Source organism: Desulfobacter postgatei 2ac9 (assembly GCF_000233695.2).
Classification (GTDB): Bacteria; Desulfobacterota; Desulfobacteria; order Desulfobacterales; family Desulfobacteraceae; genus Desulfobacter; species Desulfobacter postgatei.
Window position 1 is genome coordinate 1,293,203 of sequence record NZ_CM001488.1, and the last position, 17,680, is coordinate 1,310,882.

Annotated in this window: 14 protein-coding genes; all 14 read right to left on the bottom strand. The window is 46.3% G+C overall.

From position 1 onward, the window contains the following. Positions 1-19: 19 nt before the first annotated feature. A complete protein-coding gene (locus tag DESPODRAFT_RS05955; RefSeq protein ID WP_004072158.1) occupies positions 20-1,171 on the bottom strand; it encodes a hypothetical protein in 1,152 nt (383 codons plus the stop codon). Continuing rightward, complete coding sequence (locus DESPODRAFT_RS05960) at positions 1,164-1,550, bottom strand: four helix bundle protein (RefSeq protein WP_004072159.1); 387 nt, start codon at positions 1,548-1,550, stop codon at positions 1,164-1,166. The genes DESPODRAFT_RS05955 and DESPODRAFT_RS05960 overlap by 8 nt, the downstream gene beginning before the upstream one ends. Further along, entirely contained in the window at positions 1,547-2,917 is a 1,371-nt protein-coding gene (locus DESPODRAFT_RS05965) for a hypothetical protein (protein WP_004072161.1), read from the bottom strand. The genes DESPODRAFT_RS05960 and DESPODRAFT_RS05965 overlap by 4 nt, the downstream gene beginning before the upstream one ends. Further along, the gene (locus tag DESPODRAFT_RS05970) at positions 2,918-4,084 is read right to left on the bottom strand and encodes an RNA/DNA-binding domain-containing protein (RefSeq protein ID WP_004072171.1); all 1,167 of its coding nucleotides are present in this window, start codon (positions 4,082-4,084) and stop codon (positions 2,918-2,920) included. It abuts the gene before it with no gap. Then, positions 4,072-6,729 carry a TrlF family AAA-like ATPase gene (locus tag DESPODRAFT_RS05975; RefSeq protein ID WP_004072174.1) on the bottom strand — a complete coding sequence of 886 codons (2,658 nt, stop codon included), beginning with the start codon at positions 6,727-6,729 and terminating at the stop codon, positions 4,072-4,074. The genes DESPODRAFT_RS05970 and DESPODRAFT_RS05975 overlap by 13 nt, the downstream gene beginning before the upstream one ends. Further along, entirely contained in the window at positions 6,722-7,873 is a 1,152-nt protein-coding gene (locus DESPODRAFT_RS05980) for a PDDEXK nuclease domain-containing protein (protein WP_004072176.1), read from the bottom strand. The genes DESPODRAFT_RS05975 and DESPODRAFT_RS05980 overlap by 8 nt, the downstream gene beginning before the upstream one ends. 128 nt (positions 7,874-8,001) lie before the next feature. Further along, positions 8,002-9,474 (bottom strand): restriction endonuclease subunit S, encoded by a 1,473-nt coding sequence (locus tag DESPODRAFT_RS05985; RefSeq protein WP_004072179.1) that lies wholly within the window; start codon positions 9,472-9,474, stop codon positions 8,002-8,004. Beyond that, complete coding sequence (locus tag DESPODRAFT_RS05990; protein ID WP_004072182.1) at positions 9,471-11,465, bottom strand: HsdM family class I SAM-dependent methyltransferase; 1,995 nt, start codon at positions 11,463-11,465, stop codon at positions 9,471-9,473. The genes DESPODRAFT_RS05985 and DESPODRAFT_RS05990 overlap by 4 nt, the downstream gene beginning before the upstream one ends. Positions 11,466-11,552: 87 nt before the next feature. Further along, complete coding sequence (locus DESPODRAFT_RS05995; protein ID WP_004072184.1) at positions 11,553-12,005, bottom strand: hypothetical protein; 453 nt, start codon at positions 12,003-12,005, stop codon at positions 11,553-11,555. A gap of 8 nt (positions 12,006-12,013) precedes the next feature. Further along, the gene (locus tag DESPODRAFT_RS06000) at positions 12,014-13,369 is read right to left on the bottom strand and encodes a restriction endonuclease subunit S domain-containing protein (RefSeq protein WP_004072186.1); all 1,356 of its coding nucleotides are present in this window, start codon (positions 13,367-13,369) and stop codon (positions 12,014-12,016) included. Then, on the bottom strand, positions 13,366-14,694 hold the full coding sequence (locus tag DESPODRAFT_RS06005; protein ID WP_004072188.1) for an N-6 DNA methylase: 1,329 nt from the start codon (positions 14,692-14,694) through the stop codon (positions 13,366-13,368). Before DESPODRAFT_RS06005 ends, DESPODRAFT_RS06000 begins: the two co-directional genes overlap by 4 nt. Before the next feature lie 638 nt (positions 14,695-15,332). Further along, positions 15,333-15,509 (bottom strand): hypothetical protein, encoded by a 177-nt coding sequence (locus tag DESPODRAFT_RS19910; RefSeq protein ID WP_157488424.1) that lies wholly within the window; start codon positions 15,507-15,509, stop codon positions 15,333-15,335. Next, positions 15,510-16,262 carry an ATP-binding protein gene (locus tag DESPODRAFT_RS21845; RefSeq protein ID WP_083843617.1) on the bottom strand — a complete coding sequence of 251 codons (753 nt, stop codon included), beginning with the start codon at positions 16,260-16,262 and terminating at the stop codon, positions 15,510-15,512. A 345-nt stretch (positions 16,263-16,607) separates the two neighbouring features. After that, positions 16,608-17,351 (bottom strand): tyrosine-type recombinase/integrase, encoded by a 744-nt coding sequence (locus DESPODRAFT_RS06020; RefSeq protein WP_245532022.1) that lies wholly within the window; start codon positions 17,349-17,351, stop codon positions 16,608-16,610. Positions 17,352-17,680: the final 329 nt, after the last annotated feature.

The window sequence follows — 17,680 nt, forward strand, 5'->3', positions numbered from 1 at the left end:
ATATGTTCTTATGTCATTTTTAATTAAAACCATTTTGCTCATTTTTCCTCCTAACTCCTAACTTCACTCTCCTAAATTCTTTTTCCCCGAACAAGCCGCGTCCCATCCGGGGCTGGCCAGTGTGATAGGCTTCAATGACCAGACGGTCGTCATACATGGCTTCACGGGCAAACTGGTCCAAAGCTTCTTCACGCTCTTCAACCGGGGTCTGGCAAAGCTCTCCAAATTTATCCGCAAGGGCGCTGGCGATGGCATATCCTTCACCGTCCATGGTTTGCCGTAATGCCTCAAGAAAGAGCTCATCCTTTGACTTGCCTTGGCCACCGGAAGCCGAAACGCCGAACGATTCAAGGACATCGTAACCGAGCATCCGGCCAACGTGATTCCTATCAACGGCCCAGCCATTGCCTTCGTCACTGAAAATTCCGATATAGAAGAGCAACCCGAAACTCTTTTTAATGGCAGAGGAGAGATCCTTAATGGAGGGCTGGTCGACACGTATGCCACACCATTCAATGGGCAGGCTCAAGCCGTGTTCCGACAGTTCGGCAATCCATAATGGACCCAATGCCAATTCAGCATGGTCGGAGAGCAGAGCATTGAACTGCAGACAGTCCTTGGAGGTGATATCCAGTCTGGCCTGTTCCGGCCCTGTGAATGACATCTGACTCTTGGGGAATTTGTTGAACACGTCCACCTGCAGCAGCCAGCCCTTGAGCATCAGCCCAATCAGAAGTCGTGTTCTTGGTTCCCGGAGCAGAAGATTTTTTGCCAGCAAATGAAGCCACTCATCGGACTCAGCGCTGTTCTTGTAGGTGTTGCCCAGCTTCAAGCCTGCCTCGGAAACCACAAAACCGTGGTCTGTTTTCCGGATAAGATCGAGCCCGTTTACACACAGCCTCTGGCCGAAACGCTCGAAGCCCATGGCGTTGACAATACCATCCGTTCCACGTCCTCGAGGTTTACCATCTTTCTTGAAGGTCAGGGTCGGCGTGATATCGAACAGCTCCTGCTCGATCTCCTGTCGTGTATAAACACGGCCTTCTTCCGCCCGGGCGAGAGCCTCCGGGTATTCCTGATACCTTGTCGGGTCACTCCACAGAAATAATTTTGGTAAGGCAACTCGGGAAGGAGTTAGGAGGGAGGAGTTAGGAGTTAGAATTTTAGGCATTTTGTCCTCCTTTATTTTTGAGAACAGAACTGCGGTAGCCATTGAGTAACCTGCCAACTTCCTCTGATTGATTCCAAGCGGTCTGATATTGCTCAGAAGAAATGTATTTTAGATCCTTAGCAAGGATTAGGTAGTAGCGAGACTCCTCCAAGGAACCTTCAGAAATATTGAGAAAACGGGCCTTGTCATTGGCAGACTGTTTTCTGAAACCTTCCGCGATATTTGCAGGAATTGATATTGCGGCCCTTCTTAATTGGGAAGTCAAGCCATAAAGCTCATGTTTCGGAAAAGACTGTGTAAAAGAATAGATTGCAAGCACAAAGGCATGTGCCTTCTGCCACACAATCAAATCCTGAAACGATTTTGCCGGCTCCCTCATTCTAACTCCTCCTTTGAAGAAGAATTTAGAATCGAGGAGTTAGGAGTTAGAATCTTATGCGTAAATATACGTCTATATTCCTCCTCACTTCTAACTTCTGTCTTCTTTTCATTCTCCCTCCTAACTACTAACTCCTTCATTCTCTCTTGCAGCACCTTGCCGGGACGAAACACCGAACGAAGCCGTCCTGCCATCAAGGTAGACTGGAAATCTTCATGAAGAACGAGGTTATCATCGGCCTGATCTAGAATGTCCAGAGCCAGCAGGTTCTCCATCATATTTTCGACCTGGCTCTCCTCCAGCGGTCTGGCGGCAAAGCACTCCTGGCATTGAACCAGCAGCGGCAACCAATCTTTCAACAATCCCATTTTCCGGGTTTCGTAAAACAGCGCCACGCCGGACAGTCCGGCTCCGGGTTGTAGAACCAATTCGAAGCTCGGGGAAGAAGCGGTCTTTGCCCGGTAATGATTGATCGCCAGCTGGGTTACGGCCTTGTAAAAGGGTTGTTCAATCAGAGCGTCCTGCAAAGCATTCCGGGCAGCGTCAGCTGTCCCCATGTCACTCATCGGCTTTCCATGTTCATCAAAAAGTGCAATACCACTTTGAATAACCGATCGCCTGACATTCCATGGTGCCGGAACCAGATTCATAAACTGTGCATTGCCGTCAGCATCCACCAGGGGGATAATCGGTAGAAGTGCCGGTGTAAGCCCATGGGCGTTGCACGGCTCCGGCATGGCATAAGGCACAAAGCGCTTCAAAACAAAATCAAAGAGGTCTTGCGGCCGGGCCGTTCTGCCCAAAAGAAATTGGTTCGAGTTGCTTAAGGAGTTAGGAGCTAGGAGTGAGGAGTTAGAATGTTTTTGTTTGCGATATTGATTGAACCTTTCAGTAATTACAGAAGCGGTTCCATCCACCAACCGATAGCCATTGACTTCGATTTCATCCAAAATCTGGTTAATTTCCTTCAGGAACGGCAGCAGCTCGTCGCCGGACCATTTTTCAACCTCAGCATGCAGCCCCTGCTTAGCGGCGGATGCAGCACCTTCGGCAAGAATTGAAATCAGGTAGCCACGATATTCCGGCACCTGGAACAACACTGTGCGGAAGGCTCCAATTTTTCCCTCTTCCCTCTTCCCTTCTAACTTCTCACTCCTAACTCCTAAATCCTCTTCCCCCAGCAGGCTCCAAAATTCGGGTGAAAGGCTCCAGATATCAGTGGCTGATGTATGCAGAATACCTGCGTTTTCGAAGGTCGTAATCCAGTCCTGAGCACCGGCAATACCGTTCAGCTCAAAGCGGGTGACCTCGCCCCATGTGATGAGGTGGTTAATCATTTCACCGGCAGACTTGAGTTTTAGATCCAATTATCTTTCCTCGTTAATCTGGCGACGCCGGATAATACATTTGAAGAGGTTCCCCTGGCGATCATCAATGAATTCAATATCCGGATATTGTTCCAAGGCACGTATAATTCCGGAGCCAAAACCGCGATAGGGTAAAATGTGATAGGCGAATGAGGCTAAAACAGGATTCCGGATGTTAGAGTTCCCTGCTTTTATGTTTTCCACGGTCAGGTTATTGGGCAAATGTCCTGGGCTGATTATTTCAATACGATCAGAAAAAACGAATATCCTTACAGGGGCAGAGATAAAATAATCACGATGAACAAGAGCGTTTGCAACAAGCTCTTCAAATACAATTTTGGGTATTTCCGGTTCTCCCAAACTGTTAATGCCTTGTTCGCCTTGAATCATTTTAATGTTATCAAGCAAAAAACCGATTGTTCTCTGAAATATGTCCGACAGTTTTCCGGTAATATTCCGACTGTCGATATATTTTTCTGTCGCAATGCTTGTTCCCGGGAATGCCGCTGCTTTGACAATATAGGCAGGAAGCCGGATCTCAGGAGTCTTGGAAAACAATAACGCCCCAGTAATATTCAAGATGCCGTCTTTGCTCAGATTTAGATTCGATAAAAGTTGCTCAAAAGGTATTTGTTGTTCATCAAGAGGTCTGCCATACCGTTTTAGAAAAAAGGCTGTGAAATACGGCATGTCAAGGTCAGTTAAATTCATGCCGTTAGCTGGGGTTATATCTGCATGCACCATCCCTGATTCCTGAAACAACCGCTGAATCTCTTCACGGGCAGTGGCTCTGCGTTTGTCCGCCCCATTCTTGACCCAAATCACACCGCTCTTGTCTTGATAGGGCTTGTTGTTTCCTTTGGCGATATCAATAACAAGAATACGCTTTTCTTCAATTGTAAAAATTTCTGTCAAGGGGTTAATGGCAGGTTTTATATTCTGACTGGCTGTGTTGGACAGAAGTTGGTTGATTCGCTGAATATCCGCCGTTTTCAGGCCGATAATTTCACCGTCATCATTGACGCCAACGAAGATTTTGCCGCCCAATGTGTTGCTAAAGGCAACCAATTCGGCAGCCAAAGCATCGGCATTGGTGAAATCCTTTTTAAACTGGTTCTTGCTGTCCTCGCCCTGTTCAAGTACCTGCATGATTGTTATGGTTTCCATATCTGATAGATCTCCTTACGGCGGTTAAATGCCTCTTTGCCGCCTTCCATAATTCTTATGATGGTCTGTTGGGTTTGGTGATTGTCTAAGCTGCCGGATTCGACCCTGATTTTGTCGTCAGCAAAAGAGCAGGCGTGAACCAGTTCCGCATCACCCAGAACAGGGATATTCGGATTGTGGGTTGCAAAAATAAATTGGACCTTCGGTTTCATCTCCCGGATCAGTTTGATCACATCTTCATATATGGTCTGGTTATCGAGATCATCTTCCGGTTGATCGATGATGATGAGATCGTTTTCCTTCTGACTGAGAACGAATAGAATCAGCGCCGATGCCCGTTGCCCCAGTGAGTGGTTCTGTAACTCTTTGCCACGATACATAATCATGAATTTGTTCGGTGTCTGATATGTCAAAAGATTTTTCAGATTTTTTGTAAACAAATCCGCCAGGATTTGAGGGTTGCTGCCAAAAAAATTTTGAGCATTTTCGAAATCTTTATAAATAGCAATAAAATCGACATACTGATCCACAATCCCCTGATAGGTCGTTTCTCGAATGCCGCTGCCTTTGAACATCTCCTTCATAAAAAAGAGAAAGGCCTGCTTATCTTCTTTATACCCGGAGGCAATTGACAGAAAAGAACCGTCAGCTCCGACTTTATCCAGCTCATTCTTGATGAGGTTGAACTCTTCAAGCCAAAGATCGTTCAATGCCGCAAGTTCGATTAAAAGTACGTTATGCAGTCCTGCCTGATGTTTGCCCTGTTTTTCAAGTTCGGTAATAAGCTGTGTTGCAAGGGTCCGTTTTTTCTTTAATTGCAAAAATTCATCCGGGCTTATGTTTTGCATGCCCCTGTCTTTTAACTTTTCGGATAGCTTACGCTCGATTTCCGCGAATTCCTCCACCATGCCCTTGCGGATGTCAGAAAGTTCGTTCCTGCATTTCGACAGTGATTCTTGTGTCTTGTTTTGTTCACTCAACCATTTTTTGACTTGATTGAGGAAAGAGATATAGGTCTCATAGTATGTGTAGAATTGGCTGAACAATTCTGCATTATGTTTGGATGCATATCCTTTGAAATTACGTATCTCATCCTCATGCCGAGCCAGCAGCTCCTCCAGATCGGATATAAAATCACTGGTTAACCGGATGCCTTTCTCAATGGTTCGAGCGTCCTTATCAAAATCCAGTCGTTTTTGCAGTTTCTCTTCAACGCCATGTTCTTTGTACAGTTTAAGTCGATGTTCGGTGTCCTGCCTGATCTGTTTCTGTTCTTCAAGTTGCTCCTTCGCACTGCTGATTTTAAGCAGTCGGTCCACCGCTTCCGTCACTTTGCGTTTCTGCTGATCAATTCTGCGGCGGACATCCTCCAGTTTCGAGCCGAGCAGCTTGTCAACCAGATCTTTTTCAAAGCCTTCACCTGTGTTGGACAGATCTTTTTGCCCAAAATAGATCGGTTTATGAAGTACTGTTTCCCGGATGGAAACCCCTGGCTGCAGCTTCCCGTCGATCAGAACTTCAGAATATGGCTCCTTCCATACCCGCCGAATCGTGTACGGCTGCCCATACCGATCCGTGGCATCGATTTCGATTTTTCCTCCACTTCCCATGGTGAATCCTACCAGCTTCTGCTTGTAATCCCGATCTCCGGCTTTCGCTCCAAAAGGGATCTCCAGGCCATATCGGAGCACTTCCAGAACAGAGGACTTGCCGCTCCCGCGGATGCCGATCTGGGTGTTTAGCTCCGGTGAAAAGCAAAGTTCCTTTCCGTCCAGTGTCCCGCCTGTAAAGCGGACCCTGCGGATACGGGAATGGTTGTGTTGTACCGGCGCAGTGGCTACTCTGCTTTCCTTGTCGATCAGGGCAAACCGGACTGCATCAAATGAGAAGGCCCCGAGCTTGAGATAACACGGATGTCCATTGCCGACCTGATCGATGGATTTACAGTCCGATCCTTCCACTTCCGCTGGATACCAGTTGCCAAGCCAGCGTTTCACTTTGACCCGGCAGACTCTATTGCTATCCTGTACATCGTGAGTTTCCACATTTTGGAATCCAAGGGTGCGTCTTCTGACCACTTCATATCGTTTTTGGGAAAAATCACCTATTTTTCCACCACCCATCTCTTGCCATAGTCCGTTTTTACGCTCTACATGGGCAAAAATAAGAAAATAGTCCCTGGCTGTCTTTTCCAGTTCTTCGACCACCTGAAGAATGTTTTTATCGCTTCGTCCGTTCTCGTGCTGATATTCCGACTCAGCCTTTCCGGGAAACATAGCGGCAATAAAGGGCGAGATATAATCATTCCCGTTTTCCAACCATTGATCGCTGAAAACGATCAAGGTATGAATGCCGTTTTGACCGTCATTGACCGACAGCTCAACTCCTGGAAGCAGGCAGATTTGCCTTTTTGCAGCCGTCTTTTTGAGAGCTTTGAATTCCGTCGCATCAAACTTGTTGTGGTTGGTGATTACACCGAGCCTGATATTTGCTTGCGTTAACCCATCTACATAACTCGAGAAATAGTAATCCTCCTCGCCCGAATAGGTGAATTCTTTATCAGCCTTGGTGTGCAGATGAAAATCCGCACGGAGCCAGGTGGAACCATAGGTAAACAAATCAATATGCTGTTGTTCATTACTCATTTTTATTCTCCAGATACTCTTCGATCAATTTACGTTCCTTTTCTATCTCCAGCTTCAATTGTTCCTCGCTTGGCAGATAGAGCATATATTTTGACGCGAAAATCTGTTTTTGCTCGCTCAACACGGAATATTTGGCAACCGCTTCATTTTTCTTTGTCCAGAGAACCAGTCCAATGGTGGGGTTGTCATCATCTGCTGTATACAAATCATCAAACATTCGTACATACCCATCCATCTGCCCCACATCCTTGTAAGAAAGCTCCCCCATTTTGAGGTCGATCAGCAGATAGCATTTGATAATGCAGTTGTAGAACACCAGATCGATGTAGAGATCTGTATCATCAAAGCGCAGCCGTTTCTGTCTCCCGACAAAAGCAAACCCCTTTCCCATTTCCAGAAGAAATTTTTGTAAATGGGTAATGATAGCCTGCTCCAATGTGGTTTCACGCAGGCTCGGAGAATCTGGCAACCCGAGGAATTCTAACACATAGGGTGATTTTAAAATTGTCTCGGGAGACCTGGGGTTCCCGGGCAGGCGTTCTCTGTCAGGAGCTGTCAGTCCGGCTTCACCCCGATTTGCCAAAATTCTTTCATAGTAAGAGGAATGAATCTGCCGCTCCAACTGCGTTTTATTCCAGCCGCACTCGATGGCTTCCTGCTCGTAGAAACAGCGGGTTTTTTCGTTTTTGACGCGCATCAGGGCGCGGTAGTGGGACCATGAGAGTTGGGGGGAGAAGCCTGATCTCAATTCGTATCCAGAGGGTGGCCCTTTCTGGTTGGCCACCAATTCTCCACCCGCCGGGTGGAGTTTTTCGTCTTTTGCAGATTCTCCACCTCCTGAGTGGCGAATTGAAAGGCGGTTAGAATATGCCTGATAAAACTGCCGAAAATACCAAAGATTGGTTGTCGAAAAGCCCTTTCTGTATCGTTTGGTTAGCCGATTGGACAAATCTTCAATAACCTGCCGACCATAGTCAGCACGTTCCTCACCATCCTGCAATTCCTGCACAATCTCACGTCCAATCAGCCAATAGGCCACAACCATGTTGCTATTGACCGCACGAACCACATTGGATCGGGCTTCTTCGAGGATGCTGACAACTCGGTCGAAAAGAGGATTTGATTTTTCAGGTGCGTTTTTCATGATTCTAACTCCTTTATGCAGAATATAGAATTTAGGAGTTAGGAGTTAGGAGTTAGAATGTTGTTGGCAAGTAAATCACCAGATTCTAACTCCACTCTTCTAACTTCTAACTTCTAACTCCTAACTTCTTAAATGCCCTCCAGTTCTTTTTCGATATCCTCCCAAGTCGGGGCTTTGATTTTGCCGGACAGAATGGCGTCGGTGTCTAGTTTTCCTTCAATCAAGGCTTCGACATCAGATTTGGCGTCAATCATAAATTTACGCGATAGTTCATTTAAGGTTTGGTGTTGGACAATGCGATCACCAATGAATTTTTGATCCTCTTTAGAAGCTAATAGGATATAGAACTCGGCTATATTTTCAGGGTATACACGGCGTTGCCTGATACCTCTTGAATGTCTGTCATTTTGCATTTTCCCAAATATCGAATTTAGGAATAGAACAAGGTACCCAGGATGCAGCTCCTTCTTGGTCCGAAGAATTGAGACATCACCGCCTACCGCCATAGAAAGGTATTGCTTTAGAACTAAAGCAGCTTCTCCCACTGGAGGTCCAACCGATGTATAAACGACATCGAGTGGTTCAAGCTTGCCTGAGTGAGTTTCATGAACTTGTTTGGTTATATATAAACTCGGAGAGGTATAGCGAATCTCATATGGATCAATGTCAGACGTTAGAATACAAGGTATTGAATTAACATCTGTACGTTCAGGAGTTGAAGACCGTATAATTTTACTACGCAAAAGTTCTTTTAGGGATTTTACTGGCAAGCCGCGAGAGTAAAGGTGCTGCTCCATATCAAAGTATCGAGGTAGGTAAAACTGACTATTTAAATTGAATTGAAGATCACTTCCTTTAATAAAATTTGAGGTAGAATTGTTTGGCTTGAACCTCTGTGTGTCGTAAATTTGTTCAAACAAATTAATGGCTTCCCTAAAGCATGTATTTGAGAAGCTTCTAATTCGTTCAGAAAGAGCAATTTTTTTGCCTATATATTCTTGAACTTCTTGGGCCGGGATTGGGACTGGTATACTACGCACTTCTGTCAAATTGATATTGTTTTGAACAGCTCCATTGGCTATTCGTTCAGTAACCCTCCTACCAAATGGTGAGTTCAGAAAGGCTGTAATGTATTCTCCATTTTGAATCCAATTCTCCTTTAAACGAACTCGAACGACGGCTGCATTCAAATTGGCTTTTTTTACAGAATCAGGAACTATAGCTGCTCTACCCGGAGTGCCACGGACCGAAATAACAAGATCCCCCGGTAGACATTCTGATTGTTTTAACTCCTCGTGCTTTTCTTCCGTCATATAAACTGCATTGGATAAATCCAACCCATTCACAAGATCAGATGCTCGAATTACGGGTACGCCATCGGATGTGTACTCGCTTGCTTTAAAGGCCCACCCACCCGGGCCATCCTTAACAAGCGATGACATTTGTCCGATAGTTTTCTTGTCAAAGCGCTCACTGCTTAAAAGGTCATTATCCTTTAAATATTGAGGCGAATAGTAGCGACTATCCAACCTCAAAAGGTTTAGTCCTTCAACGCTAACCCAGGCAGCGGGGAAGTGCGTATCACATATTTTGAACTTCATATGGACTCCCCCTTAGAATAAACTGATGCAATATCAACCAGATCATTACCTGCTGGATCAGGAACCTCTGATTTCCCTTTTTTCAGATAGCCCACATGCTCAGCCACTGCCATAAATACTGAACCTTGTTTTTCCGAAGCATGTTTCTTTTTTTGCAAGTAAATGAAACTGGTTTTTGCACCAGTGCCGGAGATGGCAAAGGTCTCCGTTGGAAGACTTACAACCGCTTTGAGGATGGCTTTTCCTCCCAAAAATTCGCCGGTCTCCTCATCCTTTGCTCCCATGATATATTCACGGATATAGGCATCACCAGAATTGCAAAGAATACCATCCGGAACAACGATCAGAAGACGTCCTCCGGGCTTGAGCAGCTGAAGATTGCGGTCCACAAAGAGTGCGGCCGGTTCGGCTTTATCAATCGCCTTTTTCTTGCTTCGATCCCCGGCTTTCCATTTCCAGCCGAGTTCAAGGTCTAATTCCTCTTTCCGCATCTTTACCAATCCCTTGGGGTCGTCATACTTCCCTGACCCGAAGGGTGGATTGGTCAGGATCAAATCGAACTTGCCCACCAATTTGTCCACCTGCGTATCCGCGATGGAATCGTCGACTTTCAGCAGCTGGCTGTGGTCCTCTCCATAGAGCAGCATGTTGATGCGTGCCTTCTGGATGCTGCCTTCAGCCTGATCCGCCCCAAAGAAGCTGTGGCGCTTCATCTGGCTGAGCCATGCCAGTTTGTCTTCGTCGCTGTGGCCCACATGCTTGTCATCGAGAATGCGTTTTTTGATCTCGCGCAGTGCGCCCACCAGAAAACGGCCAGTACCACAACAGATATCCCCGCAGAGGAAAGCGGGCAGATCTTTTTCATCTTTCGTGGGACTCCAGCGCTCCTGCTGATCCTTGTCACCCCGGCGAGCCCAGAGCTCGGCATCGGTGATGTCATGGAAAACCATGTGGCTCATGCACTCAACCACCTGTGAAGGGGTCAGGTAGGTAGCCAAGCCCTCGTTGCTGGCATACTTGCCGCGAAGGAAGACATCGAACGCCCAGCCAAGAAGGTCTTCGTGGATGAGATGCGCCCTCATCATCCGGGCCTGTTCTCCATTACCCACCAGTTCCTTGTCCGGCACTGACAAACGGATAGGCTGACCATCGCGGTCGCGCAGATCCATGGAATCGATTGCCATGGCGAGGATGTCGGTGTTTTCAAGTCTCAGCGGCTCGTCATAGGCAAAAATGGTGTGAACTTCACCGGTAATGTCCTTGGCATTGTACTGCGGCAGATTGTTGATTTCCCTGAAGGCATCTTTCAGTTCGATGACAGCCTTCTTCCCATTCTTTTTTACATACTCGGAAGAATAGATCTCGGAAAACAGCTTGCCCTTACCGGCACCGTCCTTGATCTTGTAGCGAGGCGATTTTTCAAGATGAATGCGCAGGAACAGAAGTTTGCCCAGTTCATCAATAGCCGCATTGGTCGGCTTAACGCCGCCCCGGGAGTAGATGGCATCATGCAGCTGGTCGAATTTGCGCTGGATCGCCCGGAAGTCCCCACGGTGGTATTCAGCGGAAAGGTCCTGAAGCAGACGGGAACGGGAATCGGAAATCGGCTTGGCAATCTCCCGCCATAAATCCTTGCGTGGCAGGTCGGAAATCTGGGCATCTTTTTCCAGATCGAAAATGAAATTGTTGTCACCATCCCATACCCAGACAAAGCGGAACGGCTTGCCTTCATCCGCACCCAGCCCGGCTTTGAACTTGGCGTCATCCTGAATGGAAGGACGGGCGGCATCGCCGGGATCTGCAGCCGCAAAAAGCACGACCGGCTCGTCACCATCCATCGCCACCAGATCCGCAGTGGCATCCATGCTGCCGTCGCCAAACGGATCAAACAGCTGAAAGTCCTCAATCAGTTTTTCGTAACCCAGTTCGGCAAGTTGCTCCCGGGCCTGTCCCCGGAGTTTGCCCAGTGCATTGTCTTTTTTCTTAGCCATAATTGCCTCAGGAGTTAGGAGTTAGAAGGGAGGAGTTAGAATTTAGGAGTTGGGAGTTAGAATATTGAGAAGACATAATTTTCCCCTTTATTTTTTCGGACGGTTAAAAATATTCGTATTCATTGTCATAAACTGAGACCGTAAAGCTTGCTCCACAGCCGGTGCGCTTAGCCTGGTTGTTTGGGTTACCGCCGAAACTACATTGCTGATCAGATCGCCTTGTTTTCCGACTGTCTTGAAGTATTGGACCGCCGCATCATGGATCACCTCCTCATCGGACTTTCCGCTGCCGCGTGTGGTCCATTTGGAGCTGGACAGATAGGGAGTTTCGTCTTCCTTCACCATAAAACCGTCGCAAGGTTCCGCAGGTGAAGAGGCTTCCTTGTCGATGCGTTCAAACTTCGGGTTCAACCGCAACAACAACAGGGCGCGTTCAGAACCACCGCACTGGTTCAGGTCGGGTATTGAAGCCGCAATGGTCTCCGGTGTGGCGGCACCTTCGCGGTTCAGATATTCAATCATTTGGGATGCAATACTCATCCTAACTCCTAACTCCTCCCTCCTAACTCCTTGGAAAAAAACTGCTCGGCAAACTCCAATACATGGGCTTTTGCGGTCAAGGCTTCACGTCTTCTCTCGAAGGCCCGGGCGACACGACTGTCAAAATCTTCCCGCCAGATCACCGACAATTTGGGAACCAGAAGCGAATCCAGATCCTTTTTGCTGACAAAACGCTGCACGGCCCCAGTGGCAAGGCTGTTCAATTGCGCCCGCACAATGGGGTGAGTCATGGCAATGGTGAAATACCTTGGCGTTTCCGTGAAGCGCAGAGCGGTAAACGTGGCGCTTCCAAGAATCCTGCAGTCTTCGGCCGCCGTCTTTTCATCCAGATAGGCCACTTGTTCTCCGCTGCCCGTTGTGCAGATCAACACGTCCCCAGGATTCAACGGCTGCCTCATTCGGGGTGAAAGGTCGGATAATCGGCAGGTTTCCACGCTTTCCACCATCATGGTGTTTTCGTTGATATGCTCGGCTTTCACTGCACAAACCTGTTCATCCTCGCCGATCCCTTTCAAGGTTGATGGAACCGGTTTAGCCACCTGAAGAAGCGGGGTAACACTGCCACTCTCCAGCAATTGTTTCCGGAGCACCTCATTTGCGCAAAACGCAACATCCCATCGGCCGCTCAATTCTGTTTTACGAATCTTGAACTGGCGCATGGTCACCTGCATCTGTGTCTTGCGGTCGATCTCTGCATGAACAGCCTGTACAATCTGAGACAGTTCTGTTTCCGACTCCTGGCTCAGGCGTGCTGCATTATCATATGCTGTTTTGATTTTGTTCTGCAGTTCTCGGCCCGGAAGCGGGATGGGAATTCCGGCAATATCTTTAAGGCGCAATCGTCTTAACGCTGTGGCAGACCGCCTGTAGGCGAGATCTTTCAGGATCTTGCCCATGGTGGGTGCGGACAGTATGGCCGCCAGATATTCGGGTACAACGGCAGACTTCGGGCGCATGACCGTGATCTCGGAAGACACGGTAATAACGTCAAACCTCTCGGGCATAACCGCCGCCCTGAAAGGTTCGGCAGCCTGAGTGAACAGCACATCCTGGGGCTTTACCGCCGTCCACTTGGCGGCCTTATCTATTGACGCATATTTCAACCCGGAAAAATGGATATCGCATGCATCGAGATTGCTGAGACGCAGCATCGGGATACCTGCTTCACATGAGGTCAATCGTGAGCCGTCGGCAAAATAGTCAAGCAGGTCCCCCAGCTTGATGAAGCTGTCGTAGTTACCGTTTATAATGGTCTTTACTGTCTTTTCACCAAGGTAAAAACGAGGGTCGAGGCGGTTGCCTTTTTTGCGAAACTTTTTCAGCTGGATCACGGTACTTCTCATGAGCGATCCTCCGGATTGAATGCTCCCTTAATGATTTCAATCGTGTCAGCAATTACATCGCCGTCAAAATCCTCCTGCCTGAGCTCAATCATTGAAATCGAGTAATCGGCGGGAAGCTCTTTGGCTTTTTTCATAAACAGAACAGAACATCGAATGCCTGTGCCGGAAAAACAGAATCCGGGCGGCAAGCTGACAACACCAAGGATCTGCACGGCATCCAGCAGCCAATTCCGGAAAGCCCTGTGGCTTGCTCCGGATAAAATCCCTTCCGGCAATACAACTGCAATTAGACCATCCGGCTTACATTGATCAATGACCTTGATTAAATAGAGGTATTCAGCGGGATATTTCTTTGACGCCGGATTACCTTTAAAAAAGGGACTGGTTAATGCAGCATCCTTTTTCAGCTGTATTGATCTGCCGAATGGCGGGATCAATACAACGGCATCCTTTTTCTTGGCAGGTTTACTTTCAAGATAGCCATCATCGATGAAGGAGGCTTTGGGATACAAAACCTGCAACAGGGATAAAAGCTCCTGATTCCCATTCTCCAGAACGACTTCGTCATTGCCCGAACCGGGCAGAATTGAAAACTGAGCGCCTACAGCAGATGTAATAAGCGATATTGAGTTGGCGCTTTCACCCATAGACTGAAAAACCGGAGACAGGGCCAAAGGCAATCCATGTATGCATTTTTTATTATCGCTTGCTCGTGCCACCCAATCGGTCAGCTGGGCTGACTCTTCGGGTGTCGCTGGCTTCAGTCTAAAACCAGCAAGGACGGCACATAACTTCAAAACCCCTTCATTGTTGATATCTGCATCTTTCAGCTTGCCTTTGATGCTCAACATCAAATCAGAACAGTCATCAACCGTTCCAGCGATAGAGCACGCCCACACATCCTCTTTTCCTGCCTCTTCATCGGCAATTCGGGCAACCAGAAGATTCGACGCAACAGCATCGATAGCCTCCCGCTTTTTCACGCTTTGCCGCAGAAGGGTCGAGAGATATTCAAAAACATCCTGCGATGGAAATAGCCGTACCTTAACAGGTTTCAAAGCGCGAACGAAATGCAGCTCGCCCGCCCTTGGGGGAACTTCATAGAAGGACAGCGTCGAGCCGCCTTCAGCCACAACAAAGGATACACCCTCGTTAAAAAGCAAAGACAGGTATCGATCAGAGACAGAGCCACGCTTCGGAGATACAACAACACCCCGTTTTTCGGCAAACTTAAACTCCGCATCAATAGACAGGCGACCCACGCTCGCATTGTCCAGCGAGGTAACCTCAATGCCTCTTGCCTTTATGTATTCTTGAGCTTTCATATAATCTCCGTGTCACATACTCACTTTCACATTACCCAATATACAAACAGAGTCCGCCCATGTCAAATAAAAATTTATCACATAATCACATTTCCATTAATTTTTCTCCGTTCCACGCAGAAAAAATTATTTTTAATCTGGAATTTTCAGGTGGTTGCATGGTGTACAGCCAAACGGGCCGGATCAAATCGTTGGCCTCTACCGCCACCAGAACTTCAAAAATAATATTTAATAAGGATAAAGATGGATGAATTGGCACCCACAAAAAGAAACGCTCCAAAAGCGTTTGGGCACTCCGGAGTGTTGGATTTTTTCGTTTGTTTTATCAGTCTGAATTTGTAGAGATGGTGAGGACTACTTGCCGGATGGTTCCGTTTTTTAGGCGCATGAAACCTCCGGACTATCCCTGTACTTCCACATTTTTTAGATCATCAAATCGGCGAGCAATATTACGTGTATCCCGGGATTTCCGATTCCTACCAATTCAAATTTTTTAGCAGACCACAATATAAAGGTATGAAAGTGGACGAGCAAAGTCTCAAAAAACAACCAATAACCGTTCAAATCATCGCTTTGTTAAGCATGGGTGTTAATGTTTATCTGTCAAGTTTTTTCTGGAAAATACTTGACAACGCCGCCTAATTGGTCGTCTTCCCAACTATCCGGAGCAGAAAATTTTCAAGATGGATATGCTCAATGCCTTTATATGTGCCGCCGATAACCGGGTCCATGGTCACCACTTTTTTAGAATGGTTGTCTGGAATAGCAAGAAGACTGCCGAATTCACGATCCCGAACTTTGTCATCCGGAATCATTTAAGCAGCCTGGATGTACAGGTGTTCCCCTTGCTTTTCACAAACAAAATCGGTTTCCTTTTTCCCAATTTGTCCAACGGTGACATCATATCCGGCTGTTTTCAAGTGGGTGAAAATTACGTTTTCAATAATTTTATTGATGTCTGAGGTGTTAAATCCGACCATTGCATGACGGATGCCAAGATCCTCAAAATAGTATTTTTCTTCAATTTCAAAGATTTTTTTGCCGGCAATGTCATACCGTCTTGCCGGAAGAACAAGCTGGGCGCTGGAAAGATAAGACAGGTAGTCAATGACCAGGTTGTGGGAGATTTTGATCTGCTGGGATTTCAGGTAGGTGCTGATTTTCCGCGCCGTGACCAGGGAACCGACGTTATCTGCAAGGAAACGGCATAACCGCTGCAGAAAGGCAACATTTCGGATATCGTACCTGGCAACAATGTCCTTGAGGATAATGGCATCTGAAACATTTCTTAGATAATCAAAAACAATTGAATCTTCTAAAGGCAGATGTTTTAGGTAGGGAAGTCCGCCAAATTTCAGATAGGTTTGCAGGCTATCCAGCCCTTGCTCCAGCCTGTGAAAAGTTAAAAACTCATTATAGGTCAGCCCATATACCTTTATTTCGATGTACCGACCAGATAGATAGGTGGCCAGCTCTCCAGAAAGCAGTTTGGCATTACTGCCGGTGGCAAAGATATCAATACCACCACCGGCCTGAAGGCTGCGCAGGGCGGTTTCGAATTGATTAATGTATAGTCAACAAAAAATGTATTCCTTGCCAGCTACAAAAGTGCGACTTTGGGCATGAGTGGCTTCCGGCTTTCTGCTAAATGGCTTTTGGGTTTTTTATTAGAAAGTCTGTGTAAATCACCGTTGAGCATAGCGAATAAGGCCCGTTGAGTGAAGCGAATAAGGCAGGACGTAAAGTTGACCACCTTGAAAAGTGGGCCTACTTTACATGTCCTGCCCTCCTACCCTCGAAGATTTGTACAGAATATTCGAGATAAATGCAGATATTTGGAGAATTCTTCAAAAATCTGCATTTATCCTACAGAAAGTATGCAAAAAACTATAAAAAGTATCCATAAATCAATATTAATCGCCAAAATTCTCTTCTAATTTTTGACTTATTAAATTAACGGCGGATTTCGCTTGGGAAGGTGCTAAATGAGCATACCGCATTGTGATATTAATACTGCTGTGGCCAAGCAACTGACTGACCACCTCAAGCTTAACCCCATCCTGGACAAGCCAGCTTGCAAAAGTGTGACGCAGTGTATGGAATACAACTTTGTGCCTGGCATCTTGGATTCCATCATTCAGGCCGCATTCCTCAACGGCCTGTTCAAAAATTTTTGGTGCGGACAAGGTAAATATTTTTTTATCTTTCTTACGCGAAATTATTTTAAAAGCTGTCCTATTTAACGGAACAACTCTGTTTTTATGCGTTTTAGAGTCTAAAATGCAAATATTCCGGTCGTTTTTGTTGATGTTCTCAAAACCAAGATTTAATATTTCCCCTCGGCGCAGCCCGGTATTAACGGCAAATAATGATATTTCAAACCAGTCTTTTGATTTTTTCTTTAAAATTCTTAAAAGAGACGCCAATTCAGGTCTTGAAAGATACCGTAACCTGCGGTTGTCAAATTTAGGCATCACATTTCTGAATTTAGGCACCTGCACAGAGTAGTCATAATCGACAACCCGGTTAAGGATTCTACGCAGTAAGGATAAGCAATGAAAAACAGTCTGAGGGCTCAGTTTTTTTGATTCCAACGATTTGCGTAATTTCAGAAGATCTACGATGGTCAATTCATTTATGATTTTTTCCCCAACCATGGGGGAAATATGGTTTTCCCATCTGCTTGTCTCTGTGGTTTGACTTCTCTTTGAGAATGACCCTAAAATAAATTCATTATAAAATTCCCACGCTTCATCAACTTTTCTGATCTGTTTCAATTAGATTCCTTCCAAATTAAAAATTGGTAACTTCATCCAACAAATGCAAATCCTATGCTAAATACGTATAAATCCAGGTTGTTGTGATTTTATGTTAAGTTATTATCAACCCCAAACACCTATAAATAGGTTGTTTTGACAGAGGCTGACATGCTGAAATAAAATAAAAAGCAATGTTTACCTGAGCTTGTTGGAAAGTTACAAAATCT

Bases quoted from the DNA above. Each gene is read 5' to 3' on its own strand.
- DESPODRAFT_RS06005 (WP_004072188.1), bottom strand. From the start codon at position 14,694: ATGAAAGCTCAAGAATACATAAAGGCAAGAGGCATTGAGGTTACCTCG.
- DESPODRAFT_RS06020 (WP_245532022.1), bottom strand. From the start codon at position 17,351: ATGGTTGGGGAAAAAATCATAAATGAATTGACCATCGTAGATCTTCTG.
- DESPODRAFT_RS06000 (WP_004072186.1), bottom strand. From the start codon at position 13,369: ATGAGAAGTACCGTGATCCAGCTGAAAAAGTTTCGCAAAAAAGGCAAC.
- DESPODRAFT_RS05975 (WP_004072174.1), bottom strand. From the start codon at position 6,729: ATGAGTAATGAACAACAGCATATTGATTTGTTTACCTATGGTTCCACC.
- DESPODRAFT_RS05960 (WP_004072159.1), bottom strand. From the start codon at position 1,550: ATGAGGGAGCCGGCAAAATCGTTTCAGGATTTGATTGTGTGGCAGAAG.
- DESPODRAFT_RS19910 (WP_157488424.1), bottom strand. From the start codon at position 15,509: ATGATTCCGGATGACAAAGTTCGGGATCGTGAATTCGGCAGTCTTCTT.
- DESPODRAFT_RS05995 (WP_004072184.1), bottom strand. From the start codon at position 12,005: ATGAGTATTGCATCCCAAATGATTGAATATCTGAACCGCGAAGGTGCC.
- DESPODRAFT_RS05980 (WP_004072176.1), bottom strand. From the start codon at position 7,873: ATGAAAAACGCACCTGAAAAATCAAATCCTCTTTTCGACCGAGTTGTC.
- DESPODRAFT_RS05990 (WP_004072182.1), bottom strand. From the start codon at position 11,465: ATGGCTAAGAAAAAAGACAATGCACTGGGCAAACTCCGGGGACAGGCC.
- DESPODRAFT_RS05955 (WP_004072158.1), bottom strand. From the start codon at position 1,171: ATGCCTAAAATTCTAACTCCTAACTCCTCCCTCCTAACTCCTTCCCGA.
- DESPODRAFT_RS05970 (WP_004072171.1), bottom strand. From the start codon at position 4,084: ATGGAAACCATAACAATCATGCAGGTACTTGAACAGGGCGAGGACAGC.
- DESPODRAFT_RS05985 (WP_004072179.1), bottom strand. From the start codon at position 9,474: ATGAAGTTCAAAATATGTGATACGCACTTCCCCGCTGCCTGGGTTAGC.